The sequence below is a fragment of the Clostridium sp. AF35-15 genome (assembly GCF_003477745.1).
Classification (GTDB): Bacteria; Bacillota; Clostridia; order Lachnospirales; family Lachnospiraceae; genus Otoolea; species Otoolea fessa.
In genome coordinates this window covers 1-15,805 of sequence record NZ_QUDY01000015.1, presented here as the reverse complement: position 1 = coordinate 15,805, position 15,805 = coordinate 1, and the positions used below count along the sequence as shown (strand labels likewise).

The window sequence follows — 15,805 nt, the reverse complement described above, 5'->3', positions numbered from 1 at the left end:
GGCAGTAGCAAGTGAACGGCAGGTCGGCAGTTTCTTAGAGCAAGATTCTACCACAGTACCAAAATTCGCTTTTCGCTCATTTTGCCCCTGCGGGAATCTTGTTGGGGAGTGCCTTCCCCAAACCCTGCTTATGCGGCTTGCGCCGCTTAAAAATCCCTCAAAATATTTTTTCGGATTTTTCAAAAACAGTTCCGCTTCACACCCCGTTTTTCTCCTATTAGTGAGAGGACACCACGCATAGAAAGGAGGTCAACCACCTATGAAACGATACAACACGCCGCACCGCAGCCGGGTAGTCAAGACACGCATGACCGAGGAAGAATACGCCGAGTTTGCGGAAAGGCTTTCTGCCTGCAACATGAGCCAAGCCGAGTTTATCCGGCAAGTCATAACCGGGGCAGCCATACGCCCCATCATAACCGTTTCCCCCGTCAACGACGAGCTGCTTGCCGCTGTCGGGAAGCTGACCGCCGAATACGGCAGGATCGGCGGCAACTTAAACCAGATAGCCCGGACACTGAACGAGTGGCACAGCCCCTACCCGCAGCTTGCCGGGGAGGTACGGGCGGCGGTTTCCGACCTTGCCGCCCTAAAGTTTGAAGTCTTGCAGAAAGTGGGTGACGCTGTTGGCAACATTCAAACATATCAGCTCTAAAAATGCGGACTATGGCGCAGCGGAAGCCTACCTCACATTTGAGCATGACGAGTTTACCATGAAGCCCACCCTTGATGAAAACGGGCGGCTGATACCGAGGGAGAATTACCGCATTTCTTCCCTCAACTGCGGGGGAGAGGATTTCGCTGTCGCCTGTATGCGAGCCAATCTCCGCTATGAGAAAAACAAAAAACGGGAAGATGTGAAAAGCCACCACTATATCATCAGCTTTGACCCACGGGACGGGACAGACAACGGCTTGACCGTAGACCGGGCGCAGGAGCTGGGCGAGCAGTTCTGTAAAGAGCATTTTCCCGGACACCAAGCCCTAATCTGCACCCACCCGGACGGGCATAACCACAGCGGCAATATCCATGTGCATATCGTCATCAACTCCCTGCGGATTTATGAAGTCCCGCTTCTGCCCTACATGGACAGACCAGCCGATACACGGGAGGGCTGCAAGCACCGCTGCACCAATGCCGCTATGGAATATTTCAAGAGTGAAGTCATGGAGATGTGCCACCGGGAGGAGCTTTACCAAATCGACCTCTTGAACGGCAGCAAGGAACGGATAACCGAACGGGAATACTGGGCGGCAAAGAAAGGGCAGCTTGCCCTTGATAAAGAGAACGCCGCCAGAGAAGCCGCCGGACAGCCGACCAAGCCCACCAAGTTTGAAACGGACAAGGCGAAGCTGCGCCGGACGATACGGCAGGCACTTTCCCAAGCTACCAGCTTTGACGAGTTTTCTTCCCTTTTGCTGCGGGAGGGTGTGACCGTCAAGGAGAGCCGGGGGCGGCTTTCCTACCTCACGCCGGACAGGACAAAGCCTATCACAGCCCGGAAGCTGGGGGACGATTTTGACAAGGCTGCTGTCCTTGCCCTGCTCACACAGAACGCCCACAGAGCCGCCGAACAGACCACAGCCATACCCGAATACCCCCACACACAAAAGGGACGCTTGCGGGAGGAAAAAACCACAAAAACCACCCCGGCAGACACCACCTTGCAGCGCATGGTTGACCGGGAAGCCAAGCGAGCCGAGGGCAAGGGCGTGGGCTATGACCGCTGGGCGGCAAAGCACAACCTAAAGCAAATGGCGGCTACCGTTACCGCCTACCAGCAGTACGGCTTTTCTTCCCCGGAGGAACTGGACGAAGCCTGTTCTGCCGCCTATGCCGCCATGCAGGAAAGCCTTACAGAGCTGAAGCAGGTGGAAAAGACGCTGAACGGGAAAAAGGAGCTGCAACGGCAGGTACTTGCCTATTCCAAGACCCGCCCTGTCCGGGACGGGCTGAAACAGCAGAAAAACGCCAAAGCAAAAGCAGCCTACCGACAGAAGCACGAAAGCGACTTTATCATAGCAGACGCAGCCGCCCGCTATTTCAAAGAAAACGGCATTTCCAAGCTGCCGGGCTATAAAGCCCTGCAAGCAGAGATTGAAGCCCTTATCAAAGAGAAAAACAGCGGCTACAACGATTACCGGGCAAAACGGGAGGAATACCGCCGCTTGCAGACTGTCAAGGGCAATATCGACCAGATTTTACGCCGGAGCGAGCCGCAACGCAGAAAGGAGCAGAGCCATGAACGGTAATATCCCCCGCATGGACTACCGCCAGTACCGGGCAGCCCGCCGCCTTGTGCATGAGTGTTGCAACTATGACAGCGGGAATTGTCTGCTGTTGGAGGACGGCGAGCCTTGCGTGTGTGTGCAGAGTATCAGCTATTCGCTGCTCTGCCGCTGGTTTACTGCCGCTGTCCTGCCCCTTGATGAAGCACTGGAAGCCGCCCTCATGCGCCGGGAAAGCCGGAAACGCTGCGCTGTCTGCGGGGCGTTCTTTGTCCCCAAATCCAACCGGGGGAAATACTGCCCGGACTGCGCCGGACGCATGAAGCGGATAAACGCCGCCAAACGGAAGCGGAAACAAAGGGAGAAATGTCACGCTTTAGGGCATTTCAAACCCGCATAAATCAAGGCTTTTTGGAAGGGTGTCAAAGGGTGCGTGATACATTTATCCTTTTCCCCCGAAAACGCCCCCTAAAAGCGTAACAGAACCCATAGACAGACACCACAAGGAGGTGAACCCTATCGCTGATTATATGACCGCAGAAACGGAGCTGCCCGCTTACCTGCCTTACCCCCGTTTCCTGCTGAAAATGGACATATCCCACACCGCCAAGCTGCTGTATGCGCTGCTGTTAGACCGTTCCACCCTTTCGCAGAAGAATGGCTGGCAGGACAGCGAGGGGCGGACATACATTGTCTACCCCATAGCAGAGATAGCGGAAATGCTGGATAAAGGCTGTACCACCATAAAGGGCGCACTGAACGAACTGGACGCTGCCGGACTGCTGGAACGCAGACGGGCAGGCTTTTCTTGTGCCAACCGCCTGTATGTAAAAGTGCCTGCCCCAGTGGTACAGTTTCCCGACCAACTGACGGACGGAAAACCGACCCTCATAGGGGCAGAAAACCGCCCCACTGACAGCCGGAAAACTGACCTTATGACGGTCGGAAAACCGTCCCCTAACCAAACTAATATAAACAACTTAATAGAGAGCCAAACAAAAAGAGCGAGTGAGGGGCAGCCCCCCGCCGCTTATGGCAGATATAAAAATGTATTCCTTTCTGACGCAGAACTTTTGGAACTGGAACAGGACTTCCCCGGCAAATGGGAGTATTACCTTGACCGGCTTTCCTGCCATATCGCTTCCACCGGGAAGCGGTACAAAAGCCATGCAGCCACCATTTACAAGTGGGCGCAGAAGGACGCTGCCAAAGAGAAGCCAAAGAAAGGCATACCGGACTATTCATTCAAGGAGGGAGAAAGCCTATGACCGATACAATCCATAACACCATACTGCCTATGACCGAAACCACAGCCGAGCCGGAGGATTACACCGGGGAGGACGGGCTGTTATACTGCGGCAAATGCCGGAAACCCAAAGAAGCCTATTTCCCGGAGGGCAAGACCTTTTTCGGGCGTGACCGCCACCCGTCAGAGTGCGACTGCCAGCGGGCAGCCCGTAAGGAACGGGAAGCAGCCGAGAAGCAGCGCAGCCACCTTGAAACGGTGGAACGGCTGAAACGGCAGGGATTTACAGACAAGACCATGCAGGACTGGACATTTGCCAACGATAACGGAAGCTGCCCGCAGATGAAGAACGCCGCCGGATATGTGGCACGCTGGGAGCAGATAAAGGACGGGAACTACGGGTTGCTCTTGTGGGGAAAGGTAGGCACTGGAAAAAGCTATTTTGCCGGGTGTATTGCAAACGCCCTCATGGAGCAGGAAGTCCCGGTGTGCATGACAAACTTTGCAACGATACTTAATGACCTTGCCGCCAGCTTTGCGGGCAGGAATGAATATATTTCCCGGCTTTGCAGCTTCCCCCTGCTCATCATTGACGATTTTGGAATGGAGCGTGGCACAGAATACGGACTGGAACAGGTCTACAACGTGATTGACAGCCGCTACCGGAGCAGGAAGCCGCTGATTGTGACGACCAACCTCACGCTGGAGGAATTGCAGCACCCGGAGGACACCGCCCACGCCCGGATTTATGACCGGCTGCTTGAAATGTGTTCCCCCCTCTGCTTTACCGGGGAGAATTTGAGGAAAGCCGCCGCACAGGGGAAAATGGAACGATTGAAACGCCTGCTTGCCGGAAAGGAGATTTGCCTATGACCGACACCCAGAGAAACAAACGCCCTGCCCGCCGCCCGGACTGCGTGACCGAAACGAGGATAGGCAACACAATCCTTGTGGTGTCCGGCTTTTTCAAGGAGGGGGCGACCGACACCGCTGCTGACAAGATGATGAAAGTGCTGAAAGCAGAAGCTGCCGCCGGATATTTGAGCTGCGAGAAGCCTAATTGAAAAACCGTCATTTTTACTGACCGTAAAGAAGCAGATTTGACGCTTTTGCCGCTATACAGACAGCCGCCCCATGTGGTACAATCAAGGTACGGAATAGTGGGGCTGGCTGTCGGAAACGGAGGAATTTATGTTAAGACAGACCACCCAGCAACTCATTACCGCCCTTTATCCAAGACTGTCCCATGAGGACGAACTGCAAGGCGAAAGCAATTCCATTTCCAACCAAAAGAGGATTTTGGAAACCTATGCCAAACAGAATGGATTTTCCAATCTGCGCTGGTACACGGACGACGGTTATTCTGGTGCGAACTTTCAAAGACCCGGTTTTCAAGCCATGCTTGCGGACATTGAAGCCGGAAAAGTCGGGACAGTTATCGTCAAGGATATGTCGAGGTTAGGGCGAAACTACTTACAGGTGGGAATTTACACCGAAATGATTTTCCCACAGAAAAACGTCCGTTTTATTGCTATCAATGACGGCGTTGACAGCGCACAGGGGGAAAATGACTTTGCCCCTCTGCGGAACATCTTTAACGAATGGCTGGTGAGAGATACGAGCAAGAAAATCAAGGCAGTAAAACGCTCTAAGGGCATGAGCGGCAAGCCCATCACAAGCAAGCCCGTCTATGGCTACCTCATGGACGAGGACGAAAACTTTATCATTGACGAGGAAGCCGCCCCGGTGGTACGGCAGATTTACAGCCTTTGCCTTGCCGGGAACGGTCCGACCAAGATAGCCCGTATGCTGACCGAGCAGCAAATCCCCACGCCAGGGACACTGGAATACCGCAGGACGGGAAGCACCCGCCGCTACCACCCCGGCTATGAGTGCAAGTGGGCGACAAATACAGTGGTTCATCTGCTGGAAAACCGGGAATATACGGGCTGTCTGGTAAACTTTAAGACCGAGAAACCGTCCTACAAGCTGAAACACAGCATTGAAAATCCCCCGGAAAAGCAGGCAGTTTTTGAGAACCACCATGAGCCTATCATTGACCGGGAAACGTGGGAACGGGTGCAGGAGTTACGCAAGCAGCGCAAACGCCCCAACCGTTATGACGAAGTGGGCTTGTTCTCCGGCATACTCTTTTGTGCCGACTGCGGCAGCGTCATGTACCAGCAGCGATACCAGACGGACAAGCGCAAGCAGGACTGTTATATCTGCGGCAGCTACAAGAAGCGCACCGCCGACTGCACAGCGCACTTTATCCGCACTGACCTCTTGACTGCCGGTGTACTCTCCAATCTGCGGAAAGTTACCAGCTATGCGGCAAAGCATGAAGCCCGGTTTATGAAGCTCTTGATTGAGCAGAACGAGGACGGGGACAGACGCAGGAACGCCGCCAAAAAAAAGGAACTGGAAACGGCTGAAAAGCGTATCAGCGAACTTTCTGCTATCTTCAAACGGCTGTATGAGGACAGCGTGACCGGGCGTATATCGGACGAGCGTTTCACAGAGCTGTCGTCAGACTATGAAGCCGAGCAGAAAGAACTGAAAGAACGTGCCGCCAGACTGCGGGAAGAACTTTCCAAAGCGCAGGAAGCCACCGAAAACGCTGAAAAGTTTATGAACGTGGTACGCAGGCACACCACCATTGAAGAACTTACCCCTACTCTGCTGCGGGAGTTTGTGGAGAAAATCGTTGTCCATGAAAGCGTTGCCCTTGACGGAAAACGCCGGGGCAAGTTACGCAGACAGGAAATCGAAATCTATTATTCTTTTGTCGGCAAGGTAGAACTGCCCGACACCTAACCGCCCGACCTATCCGACATACCTCATGTGCCGGATAGGAACGGCAAAATTTTTTACACTTCTATTACTTCTTTATCACACATGAGTAAAATCACAGGGCATTAAGCAGTTCATGGCTAATTAAAGGGAACAAAAAGAAAGGAAAAGCCAATCCAGACGGTATCAGCGGCAGGCTACAAGAATAAATTGTGATTTCACAAGATTGGTGCTATAATAAGAGAAAAGTTCCTGCCGGGGCAGCCGCTCCGGTGGTATGGATAGAAAGGCAGGAAAACAATATGCACATCAGCTATAAACCACTCTGGCACACACTGTTAGAGCGTGATATGAGAAAAGAGGATTTAAGGCTTGCCGCTGGTATGACAACAAATATGATTGCCAACATGAGCAAAGAGGGAAAGCACATCAGCATGGATACATTAGCCCGTATCTGCGAAACGCTGAATTGTGAGATTACCGATGTGATTGAGTTAGTACCAGACGAGCCTGCTTCCACAGGAGGTAAGGAACATGAGCGAATTGAAACCAAGAATAAAAGAAAACGGAATTGATTATATCCTTGTTGGAGATTACTACATCCCGGACTTGAAGTTGCCGGAGGAACACCGCCCCATCGGAAAGTACGGACGGATGCACCGGGAATATTTAAGAGAAGTCTGCCCAGCCAGATTACACACATTGACCCTGACCGGGGAATTGTGGACATATCTTGCAGACCTGAACGAACAGGCACAGAAACGGTTAGACACCATCATGGAGCAGATGAAAGCTGCCGAGGGCGTGACCGAGGAATTGAAGCGTACCCGTCAAATGGAATGGGTGCAGCGTTGCAATAACATTCACAACCGGGCAGAAGAAATTGTTTTACATGAGATGATTTATTCATAACGGTATGGTAGAATGATTATTACAAATTAGAAGTTGTAAAGGAGACTTTGTATGGGTAGAAAAGAAATAACAACAAAAGAAGATTTAATGAAAGTAATAGAATTATTCGAAAATACTGGAATTACATACTGGTTGGATGGCGGATGGGGTGTAGATATTTTAGCTGGTAAACAAACAAGAATTCATAGAGATATAGATATAAATTTTGATGCTCAACATACGGAAAAATTGTTAAATGTGCTTTTGAATCTGGGCTATAAAATTGATACAGACTGGAAACCGGTTAGAATAGAGTTATATAGTGATGAACTTGGTTACTTAGACATTCACCCGTTCGTTTTAAGTGAGGACGGAACTTCAAAACAAGCTGATTTAGAGGGTGGCTGGTATGAGTTTGAAAAAGATTACTTTGGTAGTGCTTTTTTTGAAGGAAAAACAATTCCTTGTATATCCTTAAAAGGCCAAAGAGTTTTCCATTCAGGTTATGAATTAAGAGATAAAGATAAGCATGATATTTCAATTCTTGAAAGTTTATCAAAATAACATTGCTGTAATTTCTAAGATAAATTCCACTTTATCGCTTTGAAATTTTAACTGAATAAGTATAGCACCAACCGCTGCTACATGGAAGCAAACACAACCATGCAACAGCGGTTTTTCTTTACCGTTTTTTCCTTTGACTGATAGGAGTTCCTGTTTTCTTTGATTTTTGTAGAATCCGAATGAGCCAGCGAAATTCTTCGTCTGACAGATTTTTATAGTTGATGCCGAGCTGCTTGCAGTAAAGGACAACCAGCTTTTCATCCCGACTGCCCTTGAAATTTTCAACCGCTTCCAAATTTTCTTTCAATTCATCGGCAACGGTGGTCTGGGGCGCACTCTCGCTGTCCTTTTTGTGGGCTTCCCGAATATCCCGGATAATGAGATTGAGGTCATCAAGAACCATGTGGCTGAAATATTCATCATCGCTGATATGGGCGGCTTGCAGCACTTTCAAATGCGGGTCGTCTTCGCCGGGGCGATACCGTTCAATGATTTCATGCCGGACAGTATCGACAAGGGCGTTGAGGTTTTGAATCTGCATGGTGGCAATCCCATCTACATAAATCTCAATGTCCGCAAGAAACTTGATAAAGTCCTTATGAGTGGCAAGCTCACAGAGCAGACGGTTGTTAATCCGACCGCCTTTCAGAAGTGCCACCATCTCATCATTCAAATGCAGCTCTGTTAGTGGCGTGTTGATCTGCTCCCGGTTCTCTGTCCGGCACAGCAGATAATCAACGGAAACCCCATAGAAGTCTGCCAGCGTGATAAGGTTGCCATGATTGATTTCCTTATAATCCTCTTTTTCATAACTGCCAAGAGCTGATTTGGAAATGCCCGTCAGCTCTGATAATTCTTCCAGATTTAAGCCTTTGTCCTTGCGGAGTTCCCAAAGGCGTTCCTGTATGCTTGTCGCTCCTTTCATGGGCGCACGCTCCTTTCCGGCGGTTTCATTACTGCCGCTTAACTGGATTATATCATACTTTCCGCAATCGTGGAAATTTCTGATTTTTACCCTTAATTCCTACTTTGTGGACATACGGCACAGGGCACAAAAATGTTCTATGATACAGGTAGTTCATCGATGGATTATTCCAATCGAATGACCAGCCTGTGTGGGATATGCTTCCCCGGCGATGTAGCGCCATGACTTTTGGCAGGGATATGGAGGAACCCTGACCGAAACGAGCGTACCAAAGGGAGCAATACGCCGCTGTGAGATTCAGGGGAGGAACGACACCGGGGAGAACTGGCGAACTGATACCGAAATGATACCGAAACACGACAATCTGATAGGGGGATAGTCTACCCTATTGCTGATACTTCTGGAGATTTTAGACGGCTCTATGACCGTAATTTTGCCGAAAATCGCCCCGAAACTATACACTAAAACGGGAGGAAACGCAATATGCCGAGAATGAGCAAAAAGAGGAAGCATGAGCTTTCTTTTTACCTCAATGACCGGGGGCGTGTCACTTACAACGAATTATGCCGGAAATGCAAGCATGGGTGCAAGCAGAGCTTCCGGGCGGTTGTGGTTGACTGCCCCCGTTATTTATCCAAAAGAGCAAAGAAAAAGGAGGAACACACCGAATGAATTTTGAATTTATGACGATAGGCACACCGTTGCCGCCCTGTATGCCCTTTCCCAGAGCGTTGACAGGATTTCCAGTCAGCAGCACCGCAAAGGTCATGTACTGCCGGATGTTGGACGCTATGCTATCCAACGGACAGGAGGACGAGAACGGAATCCTGTTTATCTGCTTCCCTGTCACAGCCATTGCCGCAGTCCTGTCCCGCAGCCCCATGACGGTCAAGCGTTCTCTGAATGAACTGGAAACCGCCGGACTGATCATGCGAGTGCGTCAGGGCGTTGGAGAACCAAACAGGATTTATGTGCTGATACCGGGAAAGGAGGACGCTGCCCTTGCCTGATACCTCAAAGCTGGAAAAGCTCAACCGAGAGTTGGAAAAGAGTGAAAAGAAACTGCGGAAAGCCATCAATGATGAAAAGGCATTGCAGCACCAGCTAAAGCAGCTTACCCGAAAAGAACGGACACACCGGCTCTGTACTCGTGGCGGTATGCTGGAAAGTTTTCTGCAAGAGCCGGAACGCCTGACAGATGATGATGTCATGCTGTTGTTGACACTCATTTTTCACAGGCAGGACACGCAGGAACTATTGAAGAAACTGCTGGAACGTGAGAAGCCGGAAACCCCTTAGTTTACTAAGGGCGCAATTATACACCACCCAAAGGTTGGTGCATTGCGTTCTCCGAAGGCTCCTTGCCGGAGGGCTGTGATTTTTCGCAGTCATGGTCTGCTCCAAATCATACAGGGGACGCTACGCTTCCCCTGCGCTGGCTACCGCCAGCTACCCTTTTGTGGACTTGTCATCTGGGGACACCTTGCGTTGCAAGCTGTTCCCAGCCGACAAGTTTCATAAAATATGCTATCTTTTCGATAGGCAATAAAGTATAATAAAGTCAGCAATAAATCGGAATTTTACGGTCAGTAAGGAATGCGTAAAGTTATATGATTGTATTATAAGCGATTTGTTAAATTTTTATAACCACTTGTATTTGCCTGCGATTTATGGTATAATATTTTGAAATTTAGAAAGAGGTGGGAAGATGATTAACTTTTCTTGCAAATAAAATCAAAATATGCGGTAGTGCTATACTTTGGCATTATTGTGTCTATTGCAAGAAAGTTATATGTCTATCTTACTCAATATAGTGCTGTTGCCACTTTTGCTTAGTGGTGTTATTTTATGCTATGACGAGCTGCAAGGATAAACTTTCTTGTGGCTCTTATTTTGTTTTGGAGGTGCTTTATGAATAGTGCAGAACAGATAGTTACACATGATTCACTCCGTATAGTGTCGGTTCCTTTTGGTGAAATCTATACGTAGTAAACATTCACCGAACCGACTTTGTATCGTATGACATGCAAAGGAGGATAATATTTATGTCAATGATTAAAATTGAAAACCTTACGTTTTCATATCCGACAAGTTATGATAATGTTTTTGAAAATGTCAGTTTCCAGGTTGATACCGATTGGAAGCTTGGTTTTGTGGGCAGAAACGGACGAGGTAAAACAACCTTTCTGAATCTTCTGCTTGGGAAATATGAGTATAGTGGAAAAATCCTATCATCCGTACAGTTTGATTATTTTCCTTATCCCGTTTCAGATAAGAATCGTATTACAGAGGATATATTGCAGGAGATTTGCCCACTTGCGGAAGAATGGGAACTTATGCGAGAACTTTCTTATCTTGATGTTGATGTCGATGTGCTTTGGCGACCTTTTGAAACACTTTCCAACGGAGAGCAGACAAAGGTTTTGATTGCCGCTCTTTTTCTTAATGAAGGGCATTTCCTACTGATTGATGAACCTACCAACCATTTGGATGCCAAAGCGAGAAAAAGTGTGGCGGCATATCTGAAAAAGAAAAAGGGATTCATCTTAGTTTCTCACGATCGTCGCTTTCTTGACGATTGTGTTGACTATATTCTATCGATTAACCGAGCGAATATCGAAGTGCAAAGAGGAAACTTTTCATCATGGATGTCAAATTTTGAGCGACAGCAAGAATTTGAACTGGCTCAGAACGAACGTTTGCAAAAGGACATCAGACGATTACAGCAGTCGGCAAAACGCGCTGCAGTATGGTCTGAACGTGTAGAAGCTTCCAAAATTGGGGCAGCAGATAAAGGTTATGTCGGTCATAAAGCCGCCAAAATGATGAAGCGTTCAAAATCTATAGAAGCGAGACAACAACAGACAATCGAACAAAAATCAGCATTGCTGAAAAATATGGAAACCGCAGAAGCCCTCAAGATACAACCGCTTAATTACCATACAGATTTGCTTGCATCATTATCGAATGTAGTAGTTTATTATGATGGCATTTCAGTTTGTGAACCCGTTTCGTTTGAAATAAGACAGGGAGAACGCATTGTGCTTGATGGAAAGAACGGCAGTGGCAAAAGTAGCCTGTTAAAGTTGGTAGTCGGGCAGTCCATAGATTATACGGGTACAGTAACACTTGGCTCTGGGCTTGTAATTTCTTATGTGCCACAGGATACATCGTATTTATGTGGAACCCTTTCCGAGTTTGCAGAAGAAAACAACCTTGATGAAAGTTTGTTCAAGGCAATTCTTAGGAAAATGGACTTTGAGCGTGTACAGTTTGAAAAGGATATTAAAGACTTTTCTGGCGGGCAAAAGAAGAAAGTCCTAATTGCGAAAAGCCTTTGTGAAAAGGCACACTTGTATGTATGGGATGAACCGCTCAACTTTATTGATGTGTACTCACGTATGCAGATTGAACAACTCATAACGGAGTTTGCCCCGACCATGCTCCTGGTAGAACATGACAGTGTTTTTCGAGATACTGTGGCAAGTAAAATTGTGAATATCTAAATTGGTTCTTCCGCAATTTTACGTTTTTCGCTTTAATAAAAATGGAGAATGCTGATTTACACTGGCATTCCAGTATTGAAAAATTACAAAATACGGATAATTGCGTAAGAACCTCTAAATTAAAATAATTGTATGGGTTAATTCCAGCTTTACAGAGACTCAAATTCCAGTTTGTAGAATTAAGAAAATCGTAATTTGTGGAGGTAAAATATAGATGAATCAAGGTAGAATTATTGTAATCACAGGTGCGCCGGGGACAGGAAAAACTACAACGGCATCTGCTGTTGCAAAAGAATCAGATTTGGAAAAGTCTGTGCATATGCACACAGATGACTTTTATCATTATTTGAGTAAAGGGGCAATACCACCGCATTTGCCAGAATCAAATGAGCAAAATTTGATTGTCATTGAAGCGTTTTTAGAAGCTGCGAAGCGATATGCTCGTGGTGGATATGATGTAATTGTTGACGGTATTATCGGACCGTGGTTTTTAAAGCCGTGGCAAAGTCTTGTTCGGGAACATTATGAGGTGCATTATATTATTTTAAGGGCAAGTAAGGAAGAAACCTTGAAGCGAGCTGTTGAACGCTCAAAGTTAGACCGAAAGACAAATATCGAATTGGTAGAAACCATGTGGGAGCAATTTTGCAATCTGGGAATATATGAATCGAATGTTATAGATACGACCACTTATTCCATTCAAGAAACTGTTTCCGCAGTACAAGAAAAAATCGCAAGTAGGGCAGCGTTGTTGTCTTAGATTGTTTTGGTGCAATTCCAGTTTGTTAGCTTTACATCGGGTCAACTTGTCCCGAACTTTTACAACTAAATACCCGCCGCTCACACAGTGGCACACCGAGCAGGAAATCTGAAAAAGGTCTCCTGCTTTTTTTCTGCCCAAAATGAGGTGGTAAAACGCCACCCCATCCACCAATTAGCGAAAGGAGGGACACGAAATGCCTTGTCCACACAACGAAATCACGATTGTTCAGCGCAGCCAGCGGCAGTCTGCGGTTGCCGCCGCTGCTTACCAAAGCGGCGAAAAGCTGTTCTGTGAATACGACCAGCAAGTAAAGCACTACCCGGAAAAGCGTGGTATCGTCCACAATGAAATCCTGCTCCCGGCAAATGCTCCACAGGAATATGCAGACCGCAATACTTTATGGAATGCCGCCGAAGCGGTGGAAAAGCAATGGAACTCCCAGCTTGCAAGGCGGTGGGTGCTTACCATTCCCAGAGAGATACCGCCCGACCAGTACGCTGTCCTTGTACGGGAGTTTTGTGAACAGCAGTTTGTTTCCAAAGGCATGATTGCTGATTTTGCCATCCATGACCCCCATCCGCCGGGACACAATCCCCACGCCCATGTCCTGCTGACCATGCGGGCAATGGATGAACATGGAAAATGGCTTCCCAAGAGCCGCAAGGTTTATGACCTTGACGAGAATGGGGAACGGATAAAGCTGCCGTCCGGCAGGTGGAAAAGCCACAAGGAGGATACGGTGGACTGGAACGACCAGAAGTATTGTGAAATCTGGCGGCATGAATGGGAGGTTATCCAGAACCGCTATCTGGACGCCAATGACCGCCCGGAGCGTGTGGACTTGCGTTCCTATGCCAGACAGGGGCTTGATATAGTCCCCACTGTCCATGAGGGGACTGCTGTCCGGCAGATGGAAAAGCGAGGTATCCAGACGAATATCGGCAACCTGAACCGGGAAATCAGAGCCGCCAACCGCCTGATGAAGTCCATCCGGCAGCTTATCCAAAACCTCAAAGGCTGGATTACCGAGCTGGGAGAAAAACGGAAGGAGCTGCTTGCACAAAAGGCGGCGGAGGAAGCGACACTTCTTCCCAATCTGCTGATGAAGTATATGGAGATACGAAAGGAAGAACGGAAGGACTGGACAAGGGCTGGACAGAACCGGGGAACTTCACAGGACTTAAAGGCAGTCAGCGAAGCCCTGTCCTATCTCCGGCAAAAGGGGCTTTCCACTGTGGAGGACTTAGAAGCGTTTCTGGAATCTTCCGGGAAATCAGCCGCAGATTACCGCAATCAGATGAAGCCAAAGGAAGCCCGGAGCAAAGTGATTGACGGGATTCTTGCCAGCCGGACAGACTGCAAGGAATGTAAGGCTGTCTATGAGAAGTACCAGAAGATATTTTTTAAGAAAATAAAGGGGAAATTCAAACAGGAACACCCGGAGGTTGCCCGGTATGAGAAAGCCGCTGACTACCTTGCCAAGCACCCGGACGATAAGGATAAAACGAAAAATGAGTTGCAACAGGAGCAGGAAACGCTTCTCAGCGAAATCGCAGAGCTGAAAGTACCACTGACCGAGGTACAGGAGGATTTGAAGAAGCTGCGGGACATCCGCTACTGGGTACGGAAAGCCACACCCGGCACAGAGGAAAGCAAAGAGCCGCCCAAGAAGCAGCCCATCAAAGAAGTCTTGCAGGATAAGACTGACGAGAAAAAAGCACAAAGAACCGCCCCGGCACAGGAGAAACACAGACAACAGGATATGGAACTTTAACAGGCACTTGCCATTTTCAATTAGAGAATGTCAGGTGCTTTTCTTATTTTCAAGGAGGGATAGATTTGAATGTATTCGAAGCTGTGAAGCAGTCCGTCACAACAAGACAGGCTGCGGAGTATTATGGAATCCATGTAGGTCGGAACGGGATGGCTTGCTGCCCGTTCCATAACGATAAAACCCCAAGCATGAAGCTGGATCGGCGTTACCATTGCTTCGGCTGCGGTGCGGATGGGGATGTGATTGATTTTGCCGCCGCCCTGTATGGGCTGGGAAAGAAAGAAGCCGCCGTACAGCTGGCACAGGACTTCGGGCTTTCCTATGAGGACTGGAAACCGCCGGGAAAGGTAAAAAAGCCCAAGACCCGGCAGAAATCCCCGGAGGAACAGTTTCAGGAAGCAAAGAATCGCTGCTTCCGTATTCTTGCCGATTATCTCCATCTGCTGATGGCATGGAGAACGGACTACGCCCCGCACTCCCCGGAGGAAGCCTTTCATCCCCGGTTTGTGGAAGCCTTACAGAAGCAAGCCCAAGTGGAATATCTGCTGGATGTGCTGCTGTTCGGGGAAACAGAGGAAAAAGCGGATTTGATTACGGACTACGGAAAGGATGTGATACAGCTTGAACAGCGAATGGCAGAACTTGCAGCCGCAGACGCAGCAAGAACTAAAAAACACTATGAACGCCATGCAGCCGCCCCAGAGCGTTGAGGAAATCAAGGCGGGGCTGGAAACCACCGAGAAAGGCGGTGTCCGTCAGAGCATACGGAACTGCCTGACCGTATTCCAACGTGACCCTCTGCTTTCAGGGGCTATCGCATACAACATCCTGACTGACCGCAAGGACATCATAAAGCCCATCGGTTTTCACAGAGAAAGCACCGCCCTGAACGATACGGACATGAAGTATCTGCTTCTTTATCTGGAAGAAACCTACGGGCTTACCAATGAGAAAAAGATTGATAACGCCATCGGGATTGTGGCGAATGAAAACAAGTACCATCCCATCCGGGACTATCTCAATACCCTTGTGTGGGACGGGACAGAGCGAATCCGCTTCTGCCTGCGGCACTTTCTGGGGGCTGACGCAGACGATTACACCTATGAAGCGTTGAA

18 protein-coding genes and 1 pseudogene are annotated in these 15,805 nt (G+C 48.7%); 18 read left to right on the top strand and 1 reads right to left on the bottom strand.

Annotated elements, in window-relative coordinates; genetic code table 11:
- Positions 1-259: 259 nt before the first annotated feature.
- The 10 genes from DWZ76_RS13725 (at position 260) to DWZ76_RS13680 (ending at position 7,722) form a co-directional block, all read left to right on the top strand.
- Positions 260-655 (top strand): plasmid mobilization relaxosome protein MobC, encoded by a 396-nt coding sequence (locus DWZ76_RS13725; RefSeq protein ID WP_117659803.1) that lies wholly within the window; start codon positions 260-262, stop codon positions 653-655.
- Complete coding sequence (locus DWZ76_RS13720) at positions 627-2,252, top strand: relaxase/mobilization nuclease domain-containing protein (protein ID WP_117659857.1); 1,626 nt, start codon at positions 627-629, stop codon at positions 2,250-2,252. Before DWZ76_RS13725 ends, DWZ76_RS13720 begins: the two co-directional genes overlap by 29 nt.
- On the top strand, positions 2,242-2,628 hold the full coding sequence (locus DWZ76_RS13715) for a cysteine-rich VLP domain-containing protein (protein ID WP_117659801.1): 387 nt from the start codon (positions 2,242-2,244) through the stop codon (positions 2,626-2,628). The genes DWZ76_RS13720 and DWZ76_RS13715 overlap by 11 nt, the downstream gene beginning before the upstream one ends.
- 130 nt (positions 2,629-2,758) lie before the next feature.
- Positions 2,759-3,496: a replication initiator protein A gene (locus DWZ76_RS13710; protein ID WP_117659799.1), complete on the top strand. Its 738-nt coding sequence runs from the start codon at positions 2,759-2,761 to the stop codon at positions 3,494-3,496.
- A complete protein-coding gene (locus DWZ76_RS13705; protein ID WP_117659797.1) occupies positions 3,493-4,347 on the top strand; it encodes an ATP-binding protein in 855 nt (284 codons plus the stop codon). Before DWZ76_RS13710 ends, DWZ76_RS13705 begins: the two co-directional genes overlap by 4 nt.
- Complete coding sequence (locus tag DWZ76_RS13700) at positions 4,344-4,538, top strand: transposon-encoded TnpW family protein (protein ID WP_117659785.1); 195 nt, start codon at positions 4,344-4,346, stop codon at positions 4,536-4,538. The genes DWZ76_RS13705 and DWZ76_RS13700 overlap by 4 nt, the downstream gene beginning before the upstream one ends.
- 127 nt (positions 4,539-4,665) lie before the next feature.
- A complete protein-coding gene (locus tag DWZ76_RS13695; protein ID WP_118472992.1) occupies positions 4,666-6,291 on the top strand; it encodes a recombinase family protein in 1,626 nt (541 codons plus the stop codon).
- 278 nt (positions 6,292-6,569) lie between these two features.
- Complete coding sequence (locus DWZ76_RS13690) at positions 6,570-6,842, top strand: helix-turn-helix domain-containing protein (RefSeq protein WP_002584334.1); 273 nt, start codon at positions 6,570-6,572, stop codon at positions 6,840-6,842.
- Positions 6,802-7,179 (top strand): TnpV protein, encoded by a 378-nt coding sequence (locus tag DWZ76_RS13685; protein WP_002584333.1) that lies wholly within the window; start codon positions 6,802-6,804, stop codon positions 7,177-7,179. Before DWZ76_RS13690 ends, DWZ76_RS13685 begins: the two co-directional genes overlap by 41 nt.
- A 51-nt stretch (positions 7,180-7,230) precedes the next feature.
- A complete protein-coding gene (locus tag DWZ76_RS13680; RefSeq protein ID WP_002584332.1) occupies positions 7,231-7,722 on the top strand; it encodes an aminoglycoside-2''-adenylyltransferase in 492 nt (163 codons plus the stop codon).
- 118 nt (positions 7,723-7,840) lie between these two features.
- On the opposite strand, the gene DWZ76_RS13675 is transcribed toward DWZ76_RS13680, so the two are convergent.
- On the bottom strand, positions 7,841-8,647 hold the full coding sequence (locus DWZ76_RS13675; protein WP_002584331.1) for a helix-turn-helix transcriptional regulator: 807 nt from the start codon (positions 8,645-8,647) through the stop codon (positions 7,841-7,843).
- A 483-nt stretch (positions 8,648-9,130) separates the two neighbouring features.
- Here DWZ76_RS13675 and DWZ76_RS13665 point away from each other — a divergent pair, with 483 nt between their 5' ends.
- From DWZ76_RS13665 to DWZ76_RS13630, 8 genes and pseudogenes are all read left to right on the top strand, one after another.
- Positions 9,131-9,319, top strand: a complete 189-nt coding sequence (locus DWZ76_RS13665; RefSeq protein WP_002584330.1) for a hypothetical protein — start codon at positions 9,131-9,133, stop codon at positions 9,317-9,319.
- Positions 9,316-9,657, top strand: a complete 342-nt coding sequence (locus DWZ76_RS13660) for a DeoR family transcriptional regulator (protein ID WP_002584329.1) — start codon at positions 9,316-9,318, stop codon at positions 9,655-9,657. The genes DWZ76_RS13665 and DWZ76_RS13660 overlap by 4 nt, the downstream gene beginning before the upstream one ends.
- Positions 9,650-9,946 carry a DUF3847 domain-containing protein gene (locus DWZ76_RS13655; RefSeq protein ID WP_002584328.1) on the top strand — a complete coding sequence of 99 codons (297 nt, stop codon included), beginning with the start codon at positions 9,650-9,652 and terminating at the stop codon, positions 9,944-9,946. Before DWZ76_RS13660 ends, DWZ76_RS13655 begins: the two co-directional genes overlap by 8 nt.
- 746 nt (positions 9,947-10,692) lie before the next feature.
- Entirely contained in the window at positions 10,693-12,153 is a 1,461-nt protein-coding gene (locus tag DWZ76_RS13650) for an Lsa family ABC-F type ribosomal protection protein (RefSeq protein WP_002584327.1), read from the top strand.
- Between the two features lie 214 nt (positions 12,154-12,367).
- Positions 12,368-12,913: an AAA family ATPase gene (locus tag DWZ76_RS13645; protein ID WP_002584326.1), complete on the top strand. Its 546-nt coding sequence runs from the start codon at positions 12,368-12,370 to the stop codon at positions 12,911-12,913.
- A 196-nt stretch (positions 12,914-13,109) separates the two neighbouring features.
- Positions 13,110-14,690, top strand: a complete 1,581-nt coding sequence (gene mobQ, locus DWZ76_RS13640) for a MobQ family relaxase (protein WP_002584325.1) — start codon at positions 13,110-13,112, stop codon at positions 14,688-14,690.
- Positions 14,691-14,755: 65 nt separating this feature from the next.
- The gene (locus DWZ76_RS13635; RefSeq protein ID WP_002584324.1) at positions 14,756-15,400 is read left to right on the top strand and encodes a CHC2 zinc finger domain-containing protein; all 645 of its coding nucleotides are present in this window, start codon (positions 14,756-14,758) and stop codon (positions 15,398-15,400) included.
- Positions 15,369-15,805: pseudogene (locus tag DWZ76_RS13630) on the top strand (virulence-associated protein E); the annotation flags it as partial. The gene DWZ76_RS13635 and the pseudogene DWZ76_RS13630, both read left to right, overlap by 32 nt.